This is a genomic window from Gilliamella sp. ESL0250, assembly GCF_013345045.1.
GTDB lineage: Bacteria > Pseudomonadota > Gammaproteobacteria > Enterobacterales > Orbaceae > Gilliamella > Gilliamella apicola_H.
In genome coordinates this window covers 59,408-81,303 of sequence record NZ_JAAEDV010000012.1, presented here as the reverse complement: position 1 = coordinate 81,303, position 21,896 = coordinate 59,408, and the positions used below count along the sequence as shown (strand labels likewise).

Here is a 21,896-nt window from a genome sequence, read left to right as displayed (position 1 = left end):
TAAAAAAGAAAATAATATCTATTATTCTCCATTAAACTTATTTTTATCGGCAAGATCCTTATCTTGCATCATGATAGGCATAGTTATATTATGGGTATAATGTAATATTATTTAAGGAATAAATTATGCTAAAGTCAATTGATCCAACTACTACCCATTCTTGGAAATCCCTTCAAGCTAGTTACCAAACAAATAAAGATAAAACCATTGCTCAACTTTTAAAAGAGGAGCCTAACCGAGTTGAAAAACTGAGTATTCCTTTTGACGATGAGTTTTTGGTTGATTTATCAAAAAACAGAGTAACACAAGAAACCCTAGAATTGCTGTATAAACTTGCTGATGAATGCGATTTAACTGGTGCGATTAATGCTATGTATAGTGGTGAAAAAATTAATCGCACAGAAAATCGGGCAGTATTACATGTTGCATTACGTAATGTATCAAATACCCCAATTTATGTTGATGGTAAGAATGTGATGGATGATGTTAATGCTGTCTTAGCTAAGATGGAATCATTCAGTAACAAAATCATTAGTGGCGAATGGAAAGGTTATACAGGTAAAGCGATTACTGATGTTGTTAATATTGGCATTGGCGGTTCAGATCTGGGACCTCATATGATCACCGAAGCGTTACGTCCTTATAAAAACCATTTAAATATGCATTTTGTTTCTAATGTTGATGGTACACATATTGTTGAAGCACTTAAAGGTTTAAATCCTGAAACCACTTTATTTTTAGTGGCATCTAAAACCTTTACTACACAAGAAACCATGACTAATGCACAAACGGCACGATCATGGTTACTTGATGCGGCAAAAGACGATAAAGCGGTTGCTTTGCACTTTGTTGCACTATCAACTAATGCAAAGGAAGTTGAAAAGTTTGGTATTGATACCGCCAATATGTTTGAATTTTGGGATTGGGTCGGTGGACGTTATTCATCTTGGTCAGCAATTGGTTTATCAATAGTGTTATCAATCGGTTTTGATAATTTCAAACAATTTTTAGCCGGTGGGCATGCTATGGATAAACACTTCCAAAGTGCGCCAATTGATAAAAATATCCCAACTTTACTTGCGTTAATTGGTATTTGGTACAACAATTTTTGTGGTGCAGAAACCGAAGCGATTTTACCTTATGATCAATATATGCACCGTTTTGCGGCTTATTTTCAACAAGGTAATATGGAGTCAAATGGTAAGAGTGTGGATCGAAGTGGCAATAAAACACCTTATACTACCGGTCCAATTATTTGGGGTGAACCGGGAACCAATGGTCAACATGCGTTCTATCAATTAATTCACCAAGGTACTAAACTTATTCCTTGTGATTTTATTGCACCAGCTATTAGTCATAATCCAGTTGGTGATCATCATCCTAAATTGTTATCTAACTTTTTTGCACAAACCGAAGCTTTAGCTTTTGGTAAAACAAAAGAGCAAGTTGAACAAGAATTTATTGCCGCTGGTAAAAACCTTGACGAAGTGAAGTCCGTGGTACCATTTAAAGTCTTTGATGGCAATAAGCCAACTAATTCAATATTAGTGAAAAAAATCACCCCTTATAGCCTTGGTGCGTTAGTTGCCATGTATGAACATAAGATCTTTACTCAGGGGATTATTTTAAATATCTTTAGTTTTGATCAATGGGGAGTTGAACTAGGTAAGCAATTAGCCGGTCGGATTTTACCTGAATTGGCAGATGATAAACCAGTAAATTCACATGATAAATCTACAAATAACTTAATTAACCAATACAAAAAATGGCGTTAAGATGTTTTAGAAAATACCTGTATGTAAGTATAAAACAAAAAACCTTCAGCTTAAGCTGAAGGTTTTTTTATAAAGCAATATTTATTACTTTTTAATTCGCATTATTGGTGTTTTACCTGCTTCTACTGCACCTGATAGTTTGGTGAGTTCCACAATTGTTTCCATATTAGAAATAACCACAGGTGTTAATACGGATTTTGCTTTACTTTCAAGTAGTGGTAGGTCAATTTCAATAATGGTATCGCCTGCTTTAACTTGTTGGCCTTCTTCGGCAATTCGCGTAAAACCTTCACCTTTTAGTTCCACAGTATCAATACCAAAGTGAACAAAAAGTTCAATGCCTTCATCTGATTCTAAAGCAAAAGCATGATTGGTTTCGAAGATTTTGCCAATTTTACCACTTAATGGTGCAACAATTTTATTGCCAGAAGGTTTAATTGCTACTCCATCACCAACGATTTTTTCAGCAAAAACCACATCTGGTACATCTTCGATTTTGACAATTTCGCCACTTAAAGGAGCAATAATCTCGATGCTATTTTTACTATCATCGGATACAAATTGTTTAATTTTATCGAATAGACCCATCATTGTCTCCTAACAAATTTGCTTTTCAGCAGTGTAATTTTCAATTAAATCAATAATTTCTTTAGCAGTTGCTTTTTCTAGCGCAGCATCAGCAAATTTCTTTGCCTCTTCATAATTCGTATTACGAATTAATTTCTTAATTTTAGGAATAGATACAGCACTCATACTAAATTCATCAAGTCCCATACCAAGTAATAAGATTGTCGCTCTTTCATCACCAGCAAGCTCACCACACATCCCTGTCCATTTACCTTCTTTATGAGAGGCATCGATCACTTTTTTAATCAGTGTTAATACTGAAGGTGAAAGAGGGTTATAAAGGTGAGAGATCAGCTCGTTACCACGATCAACAGCCAGCGTATATTGTGTTAAGTCATTGGTTCCGATACTAAAGAAATCAACTTCTTTGGCTAAGTGATGTGCAATCACAGCCGCTGCTGGCGTTTCAATCATTACACCAATTTCAATATTTTTATCAAACGCTTTGCCTTCGGCATTTAATTGTTCTTTAAGAATATTGATTTCAGATTTTAATATACGGATTTCTTCCACAGAAATAATCATTGGGAACATAATACGCAATTTACCAAATGCTGAAGCGCGTAAAATTGCGCGTAATTGTGCATGAAGAACTTCTTTACGATCTAAACTGATACGAATTGCACGCCAGCCTAGGAATGGATTTTCTTCTTTTGGTAAATGCATATATGGCACATCTTTATCGCCGCCGATATCCATGGTACGGACAATTACCGATAAACCATTGGTTGATTCGGCTACTTCTTTATAGGCTTTAAATTGCTCTTCTTCATCAGGATAAGCTTCGCGATCCATAAATAAGAATTCAGTGCGGTATAGACCAACACCTTCATAACCGTTACGTTCAGCACCCGCAATATCACGTACTGTACCAATGTTGCCACAAATTTCTACTTGGTGACCATCAAGGGTTACAGCCGGTAGATCTTTTAATTTAGCCAATTCTTCTTTATCACTAATATATTTAGTTTGAACTTGTTTTAACTTTTCTTGAGTTGTGTGATCTGGATTGATATAAATAGCATTATTGATCGCATCTAAAATAACGAAATCACCTTGTTTGATTGCTTGAGTTGCATTTGATGTTCCAACAATAGCTGGGATTTCTAAAGAACGAGCCATGATAGAGGTATGTGAAGTACGACCCCCTGCATCAGTAATAAAACCTAATACCATATCTAAGTTTAGCTGAGCTGTTTCAGACGGCGTTAAGTCGGTTGCAACTAAAACACATGGTTGGCTAATGGCACTCAAATCAACAATTTCAATGCCTAAAATATTTTTGAGTAATCGTTTACCGATATCACGAATATCTGCAGCACGTTCTTTTAGATATTCATCATCTAAATTTTCTAGTTCTTTAGCTTGAGTTTCAAAAACAGATTGAACAGCGGCATCTGCGCTTGAATGTTTACTTTGAATACGAGAAATCACTTCTTGCTCAAGATCCTCATCTTCAAGAAGCATAATATGCCCTTCAAAAATGGCAGCTTTATCTTCGCCTAATGTGGATTTTGCGCGTTCCATAATCGCATGTAATTGTTCGCTTGATTTTTCTCGAGCTTCTTTAAAGCGCTCAATTTCAGCGTCAATCTTGCTATCAAGAATTTGTCTATTGCTAATAACAATAGGTTCTTCTTTTAATAATAGCGCTTTAGCAAAAGCGATACCGGGAGAAACAAGTATACCTGAGACCATAACATTTAATCCTTATTCAATTTTAAAACCTTTCATAGCTAATCGGGAGTTATTATTCCAATTCAGGAATTAATTTTACTAAATGATCAACTGCGTCTTTTTCATCTTCACCTTCGGCAGCAATGGTAATGGTTGTGCCTTGTGATAAACCTAATGTTTGTAATTTAAATAGGCTTTTAGCGCTTGCACTTTTTCCATTAGATGTGACGGTGATTTCTGCATTAAAGTTTTTGGCTTCTTTCACAAATTGCGCAGCAGGGCGAGTATGAAGACCGTTAGATGCAGTAATGGTTACATCTTGTTTGTACATATTATTTGACTCCCAAATATTTTTATTTCAACGACCAATATAAATAAAAACCGCCTGAAAGGCTAGTAAGATTTCATATATCTTTTATATTAGGTCAATCGCATTAGCTTTAATTAATAGAGATAGCTATATTTTGTCAGTATCGGTAGATACGGGTGACTTTATCGCTACACTTTTTAAATTCTACCTGTCCATGGATTCCATGTTTAATATTTTCAAAAACGATTTCTTCACTGCCATCAAGCTTTGATGCGCGGATCTCTTCTCTACAGAAAGTTTCAAATCGCTGTAATTCTTGTTCACTATTACCTAATTTATAAGTTTTAGGTAAATTTTGACTGGTTACATCGGTGTGTATTTTATCTTGCACATCAAGGATAATGATGCCTTTATTCGAGAACAATGAGCTACAGGCGGTTAATGATAATAATCCTGCAAGAAATAATAATTGCAAAGGCAATTTCACGATTAATCCCACAATGTTCAAAATAATTCCTTTATAAAGCACAGTAACCTGTTTATTATTTACAATTGAATACGAATTATATACTAATAATCAGAGAAAGTGCAGGGTGCATTTTTTCATGATGTAATAAAATTAGGGTGAAGTTTATGTCAAATATTATCAATTACGACGAATTTAATCGTCAACTAATCCAAAATAAAATCGGTATTACCGCAGCTGAGTTGCATGGTTTTTTGTCGGGTATATTAGCTGGCGGTAACTATGATGAAAGCTGGCGTCCATTGGTTGAAGATATGTTAAATAATGGTCAAAAAATGCCTGCATCATTAGATGAGAAAATTAGTCAACTTTACACACATATCAAACAACAATTCTTTGATGAAGATTTTAGCTTTCAATTATTACTTAGTGACAAAGATTTATATTCACAGCTTGATGATTTGGTTGGCTGGGTAAATCATTTCTTACTTGGTATTGGCCTTGTGCAACCTAAAATTAATCATATCAAAGGTGATGTTGGCGAAGCGATTTATGACCTACGGCAAATTGTTACACTGGGTTATGATGAAAATGAAGATCAACAAGAGCTTGGTTTTGCTTTTGAAGAGATTAAAGAGTATGTTCGCATCACTTCTATGCTATGTTTTGATGAATTTAATGAACCAGATATCATCCCAACAATCCATTAATAATTATACATTTTCAAGGTCATTACCATGATAAACACTGATATCAAAACAGAACTTTTTGCACGTCGAGAAAGATTATTAGCTCAAATGGTGCCAAATAGTATTGCACTTTTTTTTGCTGCTCCTGAAGCCGCGCGTAGTAATGACACCCATTATCCATATCGGCAAAATAGCGATTTTTGGTATTTTACGCTTTTTGCCGAGCCAGAAGCGGTTTTTGCTGTGGTAAAACAAAATGATAATACGCCTAGATATGTATTATTTAATCGTAAAAAAGATGCACTTGCAGAAACATGGACAGGTTACCGTTTAGGTCAACAAGCCGCATTAGGCGCAATTTGGGTTGATAAGGCGCATTCCTTTGATGAGATAGATACAATATTACCCGATTTATTAAATGGCAAAACGGCGATTTATCATGCCGATCAACAGTATGCCTATGCCGATAAAATTGTTGATAGTGCCATGCGTATTTTACGACAAGGTAGCCGAATGAATCTTTCTGCCCCCAACAGCATGATTGATTGGCGACCGATAGTCCATGAAATGCGTATGTTTAAATCAGATTTTGAAATCAAAATTTTACGCCAAGCTTGTGAAATTAGTGCACAAGCCCATATTAGAGCAATGCAAAAGTGTAAACCATTAATGTTTGAATACCAACTAGAGGCTGAAATATTACACGAATTTGCTTGGCATGGTGCACGTTTTCCATCTTATAACACTATTGTTGGTGGGGGTAATAATGGTTGTATTTTACATTATGAAAATAATAGTGAGCAGCTGAAGGATGGAGATTTAGTTTTAATTGATGCTGGGTGTGAATACCAATACTATGCAGGCGATATTACTCGTACTTTCCCTGTTAATGGCCAATTTAGCCAAGCTCAACGTGAGATTTATGACATAGTGTTAGCAGCGCAATATCAAGCGATTCAATTATTTAAGCCCGGTACATCAATCATGGAAGTGAATAATCATGTGGTCAGAACGATGGTAGCAGGTTTAATTAAATTAGGCATTATGCATGGTGATGTGGAAACGTTAATTGCTAATAAAGCTTATACCGCATTTTATATGCATGGTTTAGGACACTGGCTAGGCATAGATGTGCATGATGTTGGTAGTGGTCGAGATCGTATTTTAGCGCCAGGAATGGTATTAACCGTTGAACCGGGACTCTATATTAATCAAGACGCAGATGTACCAGCACAATATAAAGGTATTGGTATTCGCATTGAAGATAATATTTTAATTACTGAGACAGGAAATGATGTGTTGACCAGTAATGTGCCTAAAGATCCGCATCAAATTGAACAATTGATGGCAAACATACCTACTCATTAGTCACGCTATTGCCGTAATTTCTTAAACAGAAGTTATGGCTCTTTTATTGCTGTCTATATCACTTGTTATTAGTTCAAACTAATTGATTTATCGCGGTTAAAAATAATTTTTATTTTCAAGTCTTTGGCCGCAATTGGCTTATATTTCCATGTTTTCATGGCATTAATCACGGAACGATTAAAGATATTATTAGGCTTTGCTTCTATAATTCGAATATTTTCAACTCGCCCATCACTGTTTACATCAAATAGCGCAACCACATAACCCTCTAAGCGCATATCCAGTGCTCGGCGAGGGTATTCGGGTTGGTTGCGCCGAATTGGTGAAGGATTACCAGAATATTGACGATTATCTGAAATCTGCGGTGCTACAGCAGTATTAGCAACGTTGTCACTAATCACTTCTTGTCTAACTTGTTGACGTGATGATTTTTGAGCAGGAGGACGCTTTTTCTTTTGTTTTGGTTCTTTTTTGACGACAATTTCCTTTTTGGGCTCAACAGTAGTGTTATCGGGGATTTTTTCGAGAATAGGTTCAGGCTGTTCTTCTTTAACAACTTCAGGCTCAATAACAGGTTCAACGGGAATTTCTTCGATTGGTTTGTTATCGATCCGTTCGCTATTTTCCACGCCTTGAATTTCGGGGGTATTTTCTACTAATGATTGCTTTGGTGCAGCCAATTGCGAGATATCGACCATAATAGCTTTAATTGAATTATCACCTTCATCAACAACAATATTTTTAGCAAACAAGGCGGAACTAAAGATCAGTGCAAATAAGACAAGATGTGACAGTATAGATACCGATGTACATGCATAGGCATTTATAGGTTGTTTTTTCGTCGGACACAAAGGAACCTTGGCATTATCGATGTCTATATCAAAGTTAATCTTCATAATAATAATCATTTTTAACTTAAGGTCAGTATTCTAAATGAAAATGCTTATCATTTGTAGTGTTTTTTGAAATATGATAGATGACACCTTGTTGCATCATGATATTTATCAGATAATAGAAAGTAAATATCTGTTATTTATAATGGTTAGGCTGATGAATACTGCATCAATGAATCAAATACTCGATCTTGTTAAAGAAGATTTAATCAAAGTGAATCAAGCAATACAAGCAGAACTCAGTTCTGATGTGGCTTTGATCAATCAGTTAGGCAATTACATCATTAGCAGTGGTGGAAAGCGCATACGTCCAGTAATCGCATTGTTAATCGCCAAAGCGCTCAACTATCAAGGCGATAAACATATTATTACCGCAGCTTTTATTGAATTTATTCATACAGCGACCTTATTACATGATGATGTTGTTGATGAATCGGATTTACGCCGTGGCAAATCAACCGCTAATGCACTTTTTGGCAATGCCGCAAGCGTACTGGTTGGCGATTATATATATACGCGCTCTTTTCAAATGATGGTGCGTACCGAATCTTTTAAAGTATTGACGATTATGTCGGCGGCAACCAATGTGATTGCTGAAGGCGAAGTGCAACAGTTAATTAATTGTAACGATCCTGATATCACCAAAGAACAATATTTAGAGGTGATTTATCGCAAAACAGCACGTTTATTTGAGGCAACCTCACATTCGGCTGCGGTTCTAGCTGGAGCTAATGCGCAGCAAGAACTCGCTTTACAAGAATATGGCAAATTTTTAGGTACAGCCTTTCAAATCATCGATGATTTGCTGGATTATAGCGGCGATAGTAATGAAAAATTAGGTAAAAATTTAGGCGATGATCTAAATGAAGGTAAACCGACTTTACCGCTTTTACATGCTATGCACCACACTAAAAATGCCCAAGATGCAGCATTAATTCGTCAAGCAATAGAGCAAGGTAATGGCCGACAATTGTTAGATCGCATTTTAAACATCATGGACGAATGTGGTTCGCTAGATTTTACGTTACAAACTGCTCAAAAAGAAGCGCAAAAAGCATTTGACGTTATTGCCATTTTACCTGATTCGCCTTATAAACAAGCGTTACAAGATCTTGCCTTATTGTCAGTAAAAAGAGAAAACTAACTTACCAATGAGCCAATAAATCAATAAAACCATGCGTTTTTTATACTAAAACGCATGGTTTCCTGAAACTTCTTGTCATGAGTTTTATATACAACAACTTCAAACTTCAATTAAGGTAATTATTTATGCTAAAAAGGTCTTGGCCTGTTTTGTTAATTTTTATTTCGATGATTTCGGTTCAAGGCAGTGCGTCTATAGCCAAATATCTATTTCCAGTGTTAGGGCCAGAGGGGATGACAGCTTGGCGATTATTTTTTTCGGCAATTATGTTAGTGTTAATCTTCAAACCATGGCGCAAAGCAATGACAAAACAAGCACTGAAATATATATTTTTATATGGTATTTCAATTGGGTGTATGAATTTAGCATTTTATAACGCAATCGCCAGAATTCCGCTTGGTATTGCTGTTGCCATTGAACTGACTGGACCTATTATGGTGGCGATGTGCGCTTCACGGAAAGTGCTTGATTTTATTTGGTTAGGTATTGCAATTATAGGACTAGCTATGCTTTTACCACTAACTCAAGCGTCAAGTAATTTAGATCCAAAGGGTATTTTATTTGCCTTATTAGCGGGAAGTGGCTGGGCATGCTATATTTTATTTGGACGCAAAGCAAGTGCTATTTATGGCTCAGCAAGTGTAGCGATTGGGGCGGGCATTGCATCGTGCTTTTTATTTCCTATCGGCATCTGGCAAACAGGCAGTACTCTGTTTTCGTTGGAATTGCTACCACTGATTTTTGTGGTTTCGTTATTAGCATCGGCCATTCCTTATGGTTTGGATATGATTGCACTTCCCAAATTACCCGCGCAAACATTTAGTACATTAATGAGTTTGTCACCTGTTTTTGCCGCACTTTCTGGATTTATTGTTTTGCATGAACAATTAACCCACTATCAGTGGCTAGCCATTGTGTTTATTATTATATCATCGATAGGTACAGTACTTACAATGAGCAGGCCAACAAAGGTTAAATCTATTAAACCAAGCAATTAAATTTGTCAATGGCAAGTATTATCGCGCTGTTTATAAGCGCGATATTTTTGCGGAAAAGTGATAGTTTGCTATCACTCATTTTCGTTGAAACAAGCGTTTGTAATGATTTAACGAGGCGGGAATCCCATACCGCTACCCATTAACCCTTTCATTTGACGCATCATCTTCATCATGCCACCGCCTTTCATTTTCTTCATCATCTTTTGCATATCTTCAAACTGTTTTAAGAGTTTGTTAACATCTTGCACTTGGGTGCCAGAACCGTTTGCAATACGGCGTTTGCGTGAACCTTTAATGATTTCAGGATTAGCGCGTTCTTTTAATGTCATTGAGCCAATAATAGCTTCCATTTTGATGGTGATTTTATCATCCATCTGCGCTTTGATATGATCAGGAAGTTGACCAACACCGGGTAATTTAGCTAGCAGAGCACCCATTCCGCCCATATTACGCATCTGCTTGAGTTGGTCTTGAAAGTCATTAAAATCGAACTTATCACCTTTTTTCAGTTTTTTGGCGATTTTCTCTGCTTTTTCACGATCGACATTATGCTGTAATTCTTCAATCAAAGATAGCACATCACCCATACCTAAGATGCGCGAAGCAATACGATCTGGATAAAACGGCTCTAAAGCGTCAGTTTTTTCACCCATCCCTAAGAATTTTATCGGCTTACCGGTAATATGACGAATGGATAGCGCCGCACCACCACGCGCATCACCATCAACTTTGGTTAAAATTACACCGGTAAGTGGCAAAGCATCATTGAAAGCTTTAGCTGTATTGGCTGCATCTTGCCCAGTCATGGCGTCAACCACAAATAATGTCTCAATTGGATTAATGGCTTGATGAAGCGCTTTGATTTCATCCATCATGTCGTTATCAACATGCAAACGACCCGCAGTATCGACAATAAGTACATCAAAGAATTGCAATTTTGCATGAGAAATAGCTTTATTTACAATACTGACCGGTTTTTCAGTAATATCAGATGGAAAGAACTCAACATCAATCGCTTTAGCCAGTGTTTCTAACTGTTTAATTGCAGCAGGTCGATAAACATCGGCAGACACCACGAGTACTTTCTTTTTCTGTTTTTCTTTTAGGAATTTAGCCAGTTTAGCAACGCTAGTTGTTTTACCGGCACCTTGTAACCCTGCCATTAACATAACAGCAGGTGGTTGGGTTGCCAAATTGAGCGAACTATTGACTTCACCCATTGCGCTTGTAAGTTCATCTTGAACTATTTTGATAAATTCTTGACCTGGTGTTAGGCTCTTGCTGACGTCTAATCCAACGGCTTTTTCTTTAACTTGATTAATAAATTCACGAACCACTGGCAGGGCAACATCAGCTTCGAGTAATGCCATACGCACATCGCGCAACGCATCTTTAATATTGTCTTCAGATAGTCGTCCACGACCACTGATATTGCGGAATGTTTGTGATAAACGGTCGGTTAAATTCTCGAACATATTAACTCTCGTAATAAATAAAAAATTGTAATTATCATATCAGAAAATTTCAATAAGTCCCACGATCATAATTTTGCGCCGACTTGACAGCAAATTGCGATCCTGTTGAAATGAGGACAAACAAGAAGCGAATACCTTAACCATTTTTAGTTATAAAAAAGCAGGGTAGATTATAAATAAGGAGAACATCGAGTATGGCAAAAGTAATTAGTACTGACAAAGCACCAGCCGCTATAGGACCTTATGTTCAGGCGGTCGATTTAGGTAATATGTTATTTGCCTCAGGACAAATCCCACTGGATCCCGCCACAGGTGAAATGCCAAGTTGTGTGAAAGAACAAGCCAAACAAAGTTTAGCCAATGTTAAAGCGATTATCACTGCGGCAGGTTATCAAGTCAGTAATATTGTAAAAACAACGATTTTTTTAGCTGATATGAATGATTTTGCTGCGGTAAATGCGGTATACGAAGCATTTTTTACTGAAAATAATGCCTCTTTCCCTGCTCGCTCTTGCGTGCAAGTTGCTCGAATTCCTAAAGATGCTAAAGTCGAAATTGAAGTTATTGCAGCTAAATAAATTGCTTATCTGATTAGCACCACAAGGTGCTAATTTTTGTCAAAAAGTTTCAGGAAACCCTACGTTTTAGTATAAAAAGCGGGTTAAAACACGTTATATTTTTAGTTATCTCATCTATTACTTTTTACTATCAAAAATACAGATATTTTCTAACCAAAAATCAAATTAATTATTTATTGTTAAACTGTTATTTAATGATTGATTGCCAATAAAGTTGGTGCAATAATCTACAGATATTTATTGTTGTTTTTTGTGCCAATTGGATTGTGAACATGTTTGAAAAAGTAGAATCGTATGCAGGGGATCCCATTTTATCGTTAGTCGCTGAGTTTATGAATGATAGCCGAGATAATAAAACCAATTTAAGTATTGGTTATTATTATGATGAAGACAGCGTGGTTCCCCAATTGCAATGTATAAAAACTGCTCGTGATGATATTTATCATCTCAATCGAGGTGCACAGCTATATTTGCCAATGAGTGGTTTGCCAGCGTATTGCCAATCAATTCAGTCTCTATTATTTGGTGAAGATCATTCGGCTTATAAAGATAAACGTATCGCAACGATACAAACGTTAGGTGGTTCAGGTGCTCTTAAAATAGGAGCTGATTTTTTATTTCGCTATTTCCCAAAATCTGAAGTATGGGTCAGCAATCCAACATGGGAAAATCATATCGCTATTTTTAGCGGTGCTGGGTTTAAGGTAAACAAATATCCCTATTTTGATGAGCAAACTTGTGGCGTAAAATTTGAAGCAATGCTTGAAACATTAAATCAATTACCAGCTAAAAGTATTGTGTTACTTCATCCTTGCTGCCATAACCCAACCGGTGCTGATTTAACACATACGCAGTGGGATAAAGTGATCGAGGTGTTAAAGGCCCGTGATCTTATTCCATTTATGGATATTGCTTATCAAGGTTTTGGCGAAAGTATTGATGATGATGCTTATGCGATTCGAAAAATGGCAGACACAGGATTGTGTGGATTTGTCAGTAACTCATTTTCGAAAACATTTTCACTCTATGGTGAACGTGTTGGCGGATTATCTGTTTTATGCGATAACAGTCAAGCCGCTAGGTGCGTATTAGGGCAGTTACAAGCTACCGTTCGCCAGAATTATTCAAGTCCATCAGCTTATGGTGCGCAGTTAGTTAGTTATGTATTAAATCATCCAGAGCTTAAAGCGCAATGGTTTAAAGAAGTCGAATCAATGAGAAATCGCATTGTAACCATGCGATCAACTCTGGTTGAATTATTAAAAAAAGCTGTACCTGATCGTAATTTTGATTATTTGGTTAAACAGCGAGGCATGTTCAGTTATACCGGTTTTAATAAAGAGCAAGTTACACAATTGAAAGATAATTTTGCTGTTTATTTGGTGGGCAGCGGAAGGATGTGTGTAGCGGGTTTAAATCACCATAATATTGATCGTGTGGCAGAAGCATTTGCTACATTAAAATAAACATGTTACTAAAAGGAGTATATTTTATGTTCCATAAAGTGTTAATGTTAATATTAGGTATAGTAATGGCAACTTTAGTTGTTGGATGTAACACAGTTAAAGGTGTTGGTCAAGATGTTGAATCTGGCGGAAAGGCCATTTCACATACCGCCGAAAAAGTAAGTGATAAAATGTAACTAAGGTTATATATGTCTAGCAATATTTTCGCTTTTTAACTATTTTTAGAGTAAAAATGTTACGTATTTTGTCTATAGTTACATTGTTTTTACTTATTGGGTGCGGTTCGTTAAACTATCGAACTGCACCTTTAACGCTGGAAAATTGCCAGTATTCAAACCTATCAGGTCTTGAATTCTTATTAAAAAAACTCCCCTCAAATACACAAAATTATCAACGTGTTTATATTGCCCAAAGCCGAGAAAGCAAACATTTACCAAGTCATTATGCCGGAATAAAAGGTAAATTAACTGATCAAATTTTGGTACGAGATTATCCCAAAGAAACATTTTGGCGAACTCCAAATTTGTTTGAAAGGGCTTCTTTATATGATGATGGATACGATGACCTTTATATCAGTAAAGCTCAAAAAGAAGCGCGTGACCGTAAAGCCAAATTCGTAGTAAGACAAGCCGTATTGCAGAATTGCCAAATCGTTTATATCGCTATTGATTCTTTAGCCAAAGATAGGGATAATCCTTCACTCATTGAATCTAATGATTTATCAATCATTAAACAGGCGCAAAAATGATCAAGGGAAAAGAACTTAAAGAATTAGGCGGTTGGCTAATTTTAGTTGGTATTGAATTATTTTTATTGGATATGTTATTTTTTCTAGACTAAGTGTGATTAATTTTATCGACATATGGACACAATTATTGGATTCCTACTCGGAAATGCACACAATTCATTTGGATCTGTTTATTTTAGGTGACATAGGTCTAAATTGTTTATTTTTGCTTTTAAACGGTTATATTATATTTTACTAAAAGTTATAAATTTACTAATTTTTTTATTATATTTAGTAGCAGTTTTATTATTTTTAAGCTAATTCACAGATGTTGGTATTGTCTTATCGTATTACCATTTGAATTTAAATTTAATTTTTCTCTTATAAAAGATATTGTTATAGCAATCATTTATACCTGTATTTGGATTGCTTATATGTTAAAGTCAGTGCGAGTCAGCAATACATTTGTTAATGGTCGCCGTGTGATGGTACCTATAGTGCCATTGTTAGTTAATTGTATTAAGGAAATAAAATGACGTCAAATTTAGAAAGTTGTGCAAGTAGAAAAGTCAAAAAAGCGGTTATCCCTGTGGCCGGTTTGGGTACGCGCATGTTACCTGCAACTAAAGCAATTCCCAAAGAGATGCTTCCGGTTGTTGACAAACCACTTATTCAATATGTGGTTAAAGAGTGTATTGCAGCTGGCATAACTGAGATTATTTTTGTAACCCACTCATCAAAAAATTCAATTGAAAACCATTTCGATACCAGTTTTGAATTAGAAGCCATGTTAGAGGCACGTGTTAAACGTCAGTTATTGCAAGAAGTACAAGGTATTTTACCTAAACATGTTACAATAACCAGTGTTCGCCAAGGTTTGGCTAAAGGGCTTGGCCATGCGGTGTTATGTGCATATCCTTTAGTTGGTGATGAACCCTTTGCTGTGGTTTTACCTGATGTGATTATTGATGAATACGAAAGTGACCTTACCAGCGATAATTTAGCGGCAATGATCAACAATTATCACCAAACCAAGCATAGCCAAATTATGGTAGAGCCAGTGCCAAAAGAGCTAGTTTCTTCTTACGGTATTGTTGACTGCCGTGGTGAAACGTTATCTGCTGGTCATGTAGCACAAATGTATAGCGTTGTTGAAAAGCCATCAATTGAAGAAGCGCCATCAAACCAATCGGTAGTTGGACGCTATGTATTATCTGAAAAGATTTGGCCTTTACTTGCCAAAACACCATTAGGTGCTGGCGGTGAAATTCAATTGACCGACGCAATTGCCATGCTACTTGAAGAAGATAGTGTTGATGCTTATTGTATCAAGGGTCGTAGCCACGACTGTGGTAATAAACTTGGTTATGTACAAACTTTTGTACAATATGCAATGCGCCACAAAAGTTTAGGTAAAGATGTTAAAGCGTGGTTAAAGACGCTTTAGTTTTAAAAAAATCAAACGATATTGAAAGGACGCGGTTGGCGTCCTTTTTATTATTATGATTTTTATTCTATTTGTTTATCATGCAAATTCCCATCATTAGCCACCTCCCGGAAAGTTTTGTTTTATATTCAATTAACCTTAGGTTATGTGATACTTGATAACGTATTTTAGCAGTATAAATGGTTAACCTTTTTTCGATTACTTCTTTTGCTTGTTCCCAATTATTAAAAAATATAAATCGACTCGATATAGGTTTATTGACTAATTTTTGTTATTACATATGAATTTTTGTACATTATATAAATGTATTTGTAAAACTTGCAGACAAAAGGATAGCTAAAATTTTTTTAAACGTTATACTGCCGACATTACAACTAATTAAACCCATTTTATGGGAAGATGACTATAAAAAAACGATTTATCAAGAAAAAACTTGATATATAGGATGTTATGCAGTACAACTTTTTTTATCAAATTTGGCAACATTATGCTTTAACTATTTCTAAATATCTAACAAGCATTATTTTTACTCCCAACTTATTTAATAGACATACACAAAATTGTTACAAATTCTTGTTAATAAGGAGCCACAAGTGTCTAGGCTTTGCTTTACAACAGCGATTACAATTAACGAAACATTCACAATTATGCTTATCCACCTTAACTTTGTTATTGCTATTGACGTATCCATTAAATATACAAGCATTATCAGCCGTTACCAAAAACGTGATTCAAGGATCAGCACCGTATTTAACGTTTGATGGCGGTAAAACTAAAGCCAGCACGACGGAAGGTTTGTTAGGTATCACGTTATCCGATGGTACAACTATCACGCCAGCAACCAATATCTCAACCCCGACAGACCCGATAGTCTTACCCAATGCTGGTGAGACTTTTGCTAATGTGGGCATGTTTGTACCAACATCAACCAACTCAATAGAATTAAAGGCACTCATTGATGCCCCCTATAACTACTGGGGTGATGATGATGGCGATGGAGAGGAAGAAAATGGCGTAACTGCAACAGGCAGTTTAAGTGTTAGCTTCACAGATAGATATAACCAGAAAGTTAGTCGCAGTCATGTCTTAGATATTTGCGGAGCACCTTATAAAGTAGTGTTAACTAGCACCGATGGTATGTTAATTACACGGTACGGTGTGCCTAATAGCAGCACTTTCAGCGGCAGTACTGTAAGTTACTTTATCACGCCAAAATCGCAACCAAAACTTTGTTACATCAAGGCGGGGTTTACCGTAATTGATACTGGTGAGTATGCTGGCCCAGCAGATATGTGGAGTCCAAATAAGGGCTTTATTCCTCAATCAACTACGCCCAAATCTTACGATCGTAACTTCCCGACCACGGGCGCTAATGGTTTATACTTTGATTTAGACATAGGAGGGAGTGGTCCACTCACTTGGCCAACTGTCAAGAATGAAGGTATAACCGCCATAATGATACCTAATGAGATAGGTAACCGTGTGCGGGTTACCCTAGCAGGTCCAATGGCAAGCGAAACTAAAAAGCAAACAGCTGAGCCAAGTCGAATTAGCAAACCAACCTTACCGCAGACATTCGAATTGGTCGGTTACGATAGTAGTGGCAAAACAGTGATCAAATATGGATTTGTATTGAAAAAGTGGTTTGTCAATCGTGGAGAAATACGCGAAACATCTTCCAAACAAGAAACGTGGTGTGCAAGTCTAGGTTATAGGCTTATACAAGTAAAGGATGTCACCAACGCAAATTGTGCTGAGATACACAGCAGTTGCCAAGGCGCCAAGCCGTCATCAATTGGCAACTATTATCATCGTCGAATTAATGGTGGTCTATTCAACGAGTGGGGATACATGGGCTATTACGCTGATGCAGGTTTTGTCACTGATTATGCCTACTGGACAAGCGATGTAACGGGAGCGGATCAGCTCACTGTCAACTCAGGCGGAGGCAACGTAGACAGCTTCAAACCCTCCATCACCGAGTACGGATTGTGCACTTATCCTTAAATTTTAGCACTTAATCCTTGAATTACAGATGGAATAATGTGTATTTAATTTACGTTAAGTAATTAAAGACAAATTGCCCCAGCTTGGGGGCAACCAATCAGTTTATATTAACGGATAATGCGCTTTTGCTGCTCAATAGCAATAAAAGCCTATCCATTCAACATAAAAAACAAAGCTAAAAGCATCTAAAAAACACCGCAATAATAAAAAACACTCAAAAAATTATTGATTTACTTAAAATTATCGCAATAATCTCAATCAGATATCTCAGTGTTTTTATAGAAAAATACGCTATTTTTATAGCTTCAAAAAGTCAATATAACCATTAATCCCGCCGACTCCTCGGTGAGGTTAAGCACGCCACATAAGGAAATTTGGCGTGCTTATGTTTTGTCAAGAACAAATTTGAACATTTGAGCAAAGCGAAGATGCGAGTATCAGGATGATAAGATTAAATATAAGTAGGCCTCATTCTGTAGCCAATCGCGAGATTACTAAGGGGATTTGCTGATCCTCCATAGCTTGGACATTGTCAATGTTGCTATTTATTCCCCAAAAAGCTAAAACGTCAAAAAGCTAACTAATTATTTTAATTAAATAAATCAACACTCTAGAAATTCACTTCAACCGAGAGTTGAATTTAAGTACCATTAACAAAATTTTACAGAAACTTAAAAAAACTAGCCAAGAGTTCTTTAAACGTCTATAATTTCGCCGGTTTTAAGGGAGTAGCTTATTTAATGAACGGATGAACAGAAAAAAACGAAGTAAAATATAAATTTATTTGGCAGGTGAATCGTAATGCACTACTATATTAGGCATCAGTCGCCAAGCACTAGGCACTGGCAAACCTATGTTTTAAATTTACCCAATAATCCCATTAGACGAGTTTTTACACGAACCTCGTTTATATCTTCGAAGTTATCACTTAAATTATTATCGAAATTATCTCGAAAAGTCTCGCTGGCGTTGGTGCTGTTATTATTGTCGTATTCATGGAGTTTGCAGGCATTACCCGCTAATAATAGGCGAGCGGGTAATCGTAGTGATGCCATAATACTGCCACCGTCACCATTAGAAGTGATCAAATTCGTAAGACCAGTTATTAAATATGGTGCAGACGGGTACGCCGGTCCTGCTGACATATGGAATCCCCATTATGGATTCCTAGTTCAATCAACCAATCCCGCATCATACGGGCTTAATTTCCCAACTACGGGCGCTGATGGATTATATTTTGATTTAATCATAATGGGAGAAGCAAGAGACTTAAGATGGGAATCGCCAATTAGAGGGAAGGGGATCACAGTTACCGTGGCGAGAAGACCAATATTTAATAGCGATGGAGATGTCGAATATCGTGTTACGCTAAACGGTCAACATGCAAGAGCTCATATAAACAATCCTCATCCCCGTAGAATAGACAATGAAATAGAGTTGCCGCAGACCTTTGAGTTAGTGGGTAAAAATAGAAGTGGCGAGGAGATCGTAAGATATGGATTTGTGTTACAGAAGTGGTATGTCAACCGTGGACGTAAATTCGATACTTTTCAAAATCAATTATCTTGGTGTAGTAGTTTGGGTTATCGTATGGTACAGGTTAAGGACCTGACTAATTCAGCCTGCCGTGGTTCTGGCTCAGGTCCCCATTGCAGAGGAGCCATTAGTGCCACACCACACTCAACTGGTAATCATTACCAGCGTCGAATAGGCGCAGGTTTCTCCGCGGAGTGGGGAGATACGGGTATTTACACCCGCGCGGGCTTTGAGAACCACTTCTACTGGACAAGTGATGCTGCTGGAGGTGATTACCAGTTCACTGTGTTCATGGGCGGCGGTTATATTGGTAACCACAATGCTTTGCCGAATAACACTAATTACTATGGACTTTGTACCACTCCTTAGTATTTGTTGCTTAGTTCTTAATCCTTAGAATGTGCTTGAGCTTATGATGCAAATAAAGGACAATCCATCCAAGCATCAAGAACCAAGCCCCCCGCGTGTTAGGCGGGGTATTGAGGAGACAGAGCGTACGAGTTTCCGCTTTTGCAAATAGATAGCAAAAAGCTTTTTCCTAAAATGAAAAACCATCCAATAAGCGTTTGAAGTTAATCCAAACATTAAAAAATAAATAAAATCGAAACGTTAAATGATCTATTTTTATAGGGGGATCTGTTGTTTTGACGGTGTTATTTTAGGAAAGCGTTACCGTTTTTAAGTGTTCAATAAATAGATACTTTATAAAAATCAATTTGCTCATAGTCAAAAAATATAGCCTATGCTAGACTGAATCAAACTCTGAAGCTCTTTTGCCTAAGTGATATTTCAATTCATATGGTGGATTAGCCGCGGTATAGCACAGAAATGGCTATGCTTCCCGATTTGGATAAGGTGTTTAATATATATGCAATTAGTTGATAATTATCAGCGTCGATTTCAATATCTGCGTTTGTCGATTACCGAGCTGTGTAATTTTCAGTGTCAGTACTGTTTACCCAATGGTTATCGACCTAACAAAGCTCATAAATTTTTGTCGCTCAGTGAGATTAATCATGTTGTTGCAACATTTACTGAACTTGGTGTGCGTAAAATTCGGTTAACGGGTGGTGAGCCTACTTTGCGTCGTGATTTTATGGATATTTTGTCGATGATCTCTGCTTACCCAAGTGTGAAAGAACTCGCCATTACAACCAATGGTTCTCGTTTATTAAAAAATATTCATCATTGGCATCAAGCAGGTTTGAATGCGATCAATATTAGTATTGATAGTCTGTCTCCGCATTTATTTAAATTAATTACCGGTCAAGATAAGCTTAAAGAACTAATACAATGTGTGGACAGATCATTAGAAGTGGGTATAAAAAAAGTCAAAATTAATACCGTTTTGATGAAAAACAGGAATGATAATTTAGATGATTATTTGTCGTGGATTAAATGTCGCCCAGTAGAGTTACGTTTTATTGAGCTTATGGAAACGGGCGAAAGCCTTGATGTGTTTAATCGTTATCACCAGTCTGGTAGTTTGATTGAAACACAGCTAATTGCACAGGGTTGGCAATTGCAATCTAAAAATCCGCTATCAGGTCCAGCTAAAGTTTATGTCCATGGCGACTATCAAGGTAAAATAGGGCTGATTATGCCGTATTCAACAGATTTTTGTAAAAACTGTAATCGATTACGTGTATCATCAATAGGTAAGTTGCATTATTGTTTGTTTGGTGATGCAGCCGTTGATTTGCGTGATTTGCTCCAAAGTCCAGCGCAAAAGCGACAATTAATCGCAAGAATCTTTTCTTCGCTAATGATCAAACCAGAAAAACATCTGTTACATGCTCATAAAGTCGGTATTACGCCTAATTTATCCTATATTGGTGGATAATTGGATATTTTGTTTTGGTACATTTATCAGTTGCCAATGCTGTATTGCCCAATCTAAAAGTTGCTGTTGTGTGGCATCTTGCCAATCTTTTGGCACACATTGCCCTAAAAATTGCAGAGCTTGAACGGTTAATGCTTTAAGATTGTTTAAATAAATCGGGTTGGCATGGTTTTGTTTTGATAGTTTATTGCCGTTGTTATCCAGTACTAGCGGTAAATGGCAGTAGCTTGGCACAGGAAAGCCGAACAGTTGATACAGTGAGATTTGTTTAGCGGTGACCGGTAATAAATCTGATCCACGCACAATTTCAGTAATGCCTTGCTGATGATCATCTAATACCACCACTAAATTATAGGCAAATAAGCCATCTTTACGATGAATAATAAAATCTTCTTGTGCGCTAGCTTTTTCAACGGTTTGTAGGCCACGAATTTGATCTGTAAATTGAAAAATAGGGTGATTTTGTTTTAAACGAATCGCAAATTGCTGTTTATTCTTAATAGATAAATGCCGTTCACGACAAAAAACATCATAAATACCATGGGGCAGACTTTGAATTCGCTGTCTAGTACAATCACAATAATAGGCTTGTTGATTATCGATTAGCGTTTGTAAAATAGCTTGGTAACGTTCGCTGCACGATGATTGGTATAAAACTGCATCATCCCAATATAAATTTAGTGCTTCAAGAGTTTTTAATATCAGTGATGATGCCCCTTTGACTTCTCGTGGTGGGTCGATATCTTCAATACGAACCAGCCATTTACCGAGGCAAGATTTAGCTTGGAGATAACTTCCCAGCGCCGTTACCAATGAACCAAAATGTAGTGGTCCTGATGGTGAAGGGGCAAAACGACCGATGTAATGCAT

General features: G+C 36.7%; 21 protein-coding genes and 1 riboswitch. Of the genes, 14 read left to right on the top strand and 7 right to left on the bottom strand.

Annotated features, from left to right (window positions below):
• Nucleotides 1-125: 125 nt before the first annotated feature.
• Complete coding sequence (pgi, locus tag GYY69_RS09995) at nucleotides 126-1,775, top strand: glucose-6-phosphate isomerase (protein ID WP_174797537.1); 1,650 nt, start codon at nucleotides 126-128, stop codon at nucleotides 1,773-1,775.
• An 84-nt stretch (nucleotides 1,776-1,859) separates the two neighbouring features.
• On the opposite strand, the gene crr is transcribed toward pgi, so the two are convergent.
• The 4 genes from crr to GYY69_RS09975 form a co-directional block, all read right to left on the bottom strand.
• Nucleotides 1,860-2,363 carry a PTS glucose transporter subunit IIA gene (crr, locus tag GYY69_RS09990; RefSeq protein WP_065639007.1) on the bottom strand — a complete coding sequence of 168 codons (504 nt, stop codon included), beginning with the start codon at nucleotides 2,361-2,363 and terminating at the stop codon, nucleotides 1,860-1,862.
• Between the two features lie 9 nt (nucleotides 2,364-2,372).
• Entirely contained in the window at nucleotides 2,373-4,100 is a 1,728-nt protein-coding gene (ptsI, locus tag GYY69_RS09985; protein WP_174797536.1) for a phosphoenolpyruvate-protein phosphotransferase PtsI, read from the bottom strand.
• A gap of 52 nt (nucleotides 4,101-4,152) precedes the next feature.
• Nucleotides 4,153-4,410, bottom strand: coding sequence for a phosphocarrier protein Hpr (gene ptsH / locus GYY69_RS09980; RefSeq protein WP_160430425.1), 258 nt, complete (start codon nucleotides 4,408-4,410; stop codon nucleotides 4,153-4,155).
• A gap of 136 nt (nucleotides 4,411-4,546) precedes the next feature.
• Nucleotides 4,547-4,876: a hypothetical protein gene (locus GYY69_RS09975; protein ID WP_174797535.1), complete on the bottom strand. Its 330-nt coding sequence runs from the start codon at nucleotides 4,874-4,876 to the stop codon at nucleotides 4,547-4,549.
• Between the two features lie 146 nt (nucleotides 4,877-5,022).
• Here GYY69_RS09975 and GYY69_RS09970 point away from each other — a divergent pair, with 146 nt between their 5' ends.
• Both GYY69_RS09970 and pepP read left to right on the top strand, forming a co-directional pair.
• A complete protein-coding gene (locus GYY69_RS09970) occupies nucleotides 5,023-5,565 on the top strand; it encodes a UPF0149 family protein (protein ID WP_160430423.1) in 543 nt (180 codons plus the stop codon).
• 30 nt (nucleotides 5,566-5,595) lie between these two features.
• Entirely contained in the window at nucleotides 5,596-6,912 is a 1,317-nt protein-coding gene (pepP, locus tag GYY69_RS09965) for a Xaa-Pro aminopeptidase (RefSeq protein WP_446718898.1), read from the top strand.
• A 68-nt stretch (nucleotides 6,913-6,980) separates the two neighbouring features.
• Here pepP and GYY69_RS09960 read toward each other — a convergent pair whose 3' ends face one another.
• A complete protein-coding gene (locus tag GYY69_RS09960) occupies nucleotides 6,981-7,808 on the bottom strand; it encodes a TonB family protein (protein WP_174797533.1) in 828 nt (275 codons plus the stop codon).
• Nucleotides 7,809-7,962: 154 nt separating this feature from the next.
• Here GYY69_RS09960 and ispB point away from each other — a divergent pair, with 154 nt between their 5' ends.
• Nucleotides 7,963-8,949 carry an octaprenyl diphosphate synthase gene (ispB, locus tag GYY69_RS09955; RefSeq protein ID WP_174797532.1) on the top strand — a complete coding sequence of 329 codons (987 nt, stop codon included), beginning with the start codon at nucleotides 7,963-7,965 and terminating at the stop codon, nucleotides 8,947-8,949.
• 125 nt (nucleotides 8,950-9,074) lie between these two features.
• A complete protein-coding gene (locus tag GYY69_RS09950; protein ID WP_174797531.1) occupies nucleotides 9,075-9,947 on the top strand; it encodes an EamA family transporter in 873 nt (290 codons plus the stop codon).
• 107 nt (nucleotides 9,948-10,054) lie between these two features.
• On the opposite strand, the gene ffh is transcribed toward GYY69_RS09950, so the two are convergent.
• Nucleotides 10,055-11,422: a signal recognition particle protein gene (gene ffh / locus GYY69_RS09945; RefSeq protein WP_174797530.1), complete on the bottom strand. Its 1,368-nt coding sequence runs from the start codon at nucleotides 11,420-11,422 to the stop codon at nucleotides 10,055-10,057.
• A 194-nt stretch (nucleotides 11,423-11,616) separates the two neighbouring features.
• On the opposite strand from ffh, the gene GYY69_RS09940 reads away from it, so the two are divergent.
• The 9 genes from GYY69_RS09940 (at nucleotide 11,617) to moaA (ending at nucleotide 21,026) form a co-directional block, all read left to right on the top strand.
• Nucleotides 11,617-12,000 carry a RidA family protein gene (locus GYY69_RS09940; protein WP_174797529.1) on the top strand — a complete coding sequence of 128 codons (384 nt, stop codon included), beginning with the start codon at nucleotides 11,617-11,619 and terminating at the stop codon, nucleotides 11,998-12,000.
• Between the two features lie 272 nt (nucleotides 12,001-12,272).
• A complete protein-coding gene (locus GYY69_RS09935) occupies nucleotides 12,273-13,466 on the top strand; it encodes an amino acid aminotransferase (protein ID WP_174797528.1) in 1,194 nt (397 codons plus the stop codon).
• Nucleotides 13,467-13,510: 44 nt separating this feature from the next.
• The gene (locus GYY69_RS09930) at nucleotides 13,511-13,642 is read left to right on the top strand and encodes an entericidin A/B family lipoprotein (protein ID WP_202984995.1); all 132 of its coding nucleotides are present in this window, start codon (nucleotides 13,511-13,513) and stop codon (nucleotides 13,640-13,642) included.
• 56 nt (nucleotides 13,643-13,698) lie between these two features.
• A complete protein-coding gene (locus GYY69_RS09925) occupies nucleotides 13,699-14,214 on the top strand; it encodes a hypothetical protein (protein ID WP_174797527.1) in 516 nt (171 codons plus the stop codon).
• 221 nt (nucleotides 14,215-14,435) lie between these two features.
• Nucleotides 14,436-14,729 (top strand): DUF2569 family protein, encoded by a 294-nt coding sequence (locus tag GYY69_RS13155; protein ID WP_174797568.1) that lies wholly within the window; start codon nucleotides 14,436-14,438, stop codon nucleotides 14,727-14,729.
• Nucleotides 14,726-15,640, top strand: a complete 915-nt coding sequence (gene galU / locus GYY69_RS09915; protein ID WP_174797526.1) for a UTP--glucose-1-phosphate uridylyltransferase GalU — start codon at nucleotides 14,726-14,728, stop codon at nucleotides 15,638-15,640. The genes GYY69_RS13155 and galU overlap by 4 nt, the downstream gene beginning before the upstream one ends.
• Before the next feature lie 678 nt (nucleotides 15,641-16,318).
• Entirely contained in the window at nucleotides 16,319-17,647 is a 1,329-nt protein-coding gene (locus GYY69_RS09910) for a hypothetical protein (RefSeq protein WP_174797525.1), read from the top strand.
• Between the two features lie 801 nt (nucleotides 17,648-18,448).
• Complete coding sequence (locus tag GYY69_RS09905) at nucleotides 18,449-19,552, top strand: hypothetical protein (RefSeq protein ID WP_174797524.1); 1,104 nt, start codon at nucleotides 18,449-18,451, stop codon at nucleotides 19,550-19,552.
• A 379-nt stretch (nucleotides 19,553-19,931) separates the two neighbouring features.
• A riboswitch (molybdenum cofactor riboswitch) is annotated at nucleotides 19,932-20,057 on the top strand.
• Nucleotides 20,052-21,026, top strand: a complete 975-nt coding sequence (gene moaA / locus GYY69_RS09900) for a GTP 3',8-cyclase MoaA (protein WP_174797523.1) — start codon at nucleotides 20,052-20,054, stop codon at nucleotides 21,024-21,026. It overlaps the preceding riboswitch by 6 nt.
• Here moaA and gluQRS read toward each other — a convergent pair.
• The gene (gene gluQRS, locus GYY69_RS09895; RefSeq protein WP_174797522.1) at nucleotides 21,006-21,896 is read right to left on the bottom strand and encodes a tRNA glutamyl-Q(34) synthetase GluQRS; all 891 of its coding nucleotides are present in this window, start codon (nucleotides 21,894-21,896) and stop codon (nucleotides 21,006-21,008) included. The two genes, moaA and gluQRS, sit on opposite strands and share 21 nt — an antisense overlap.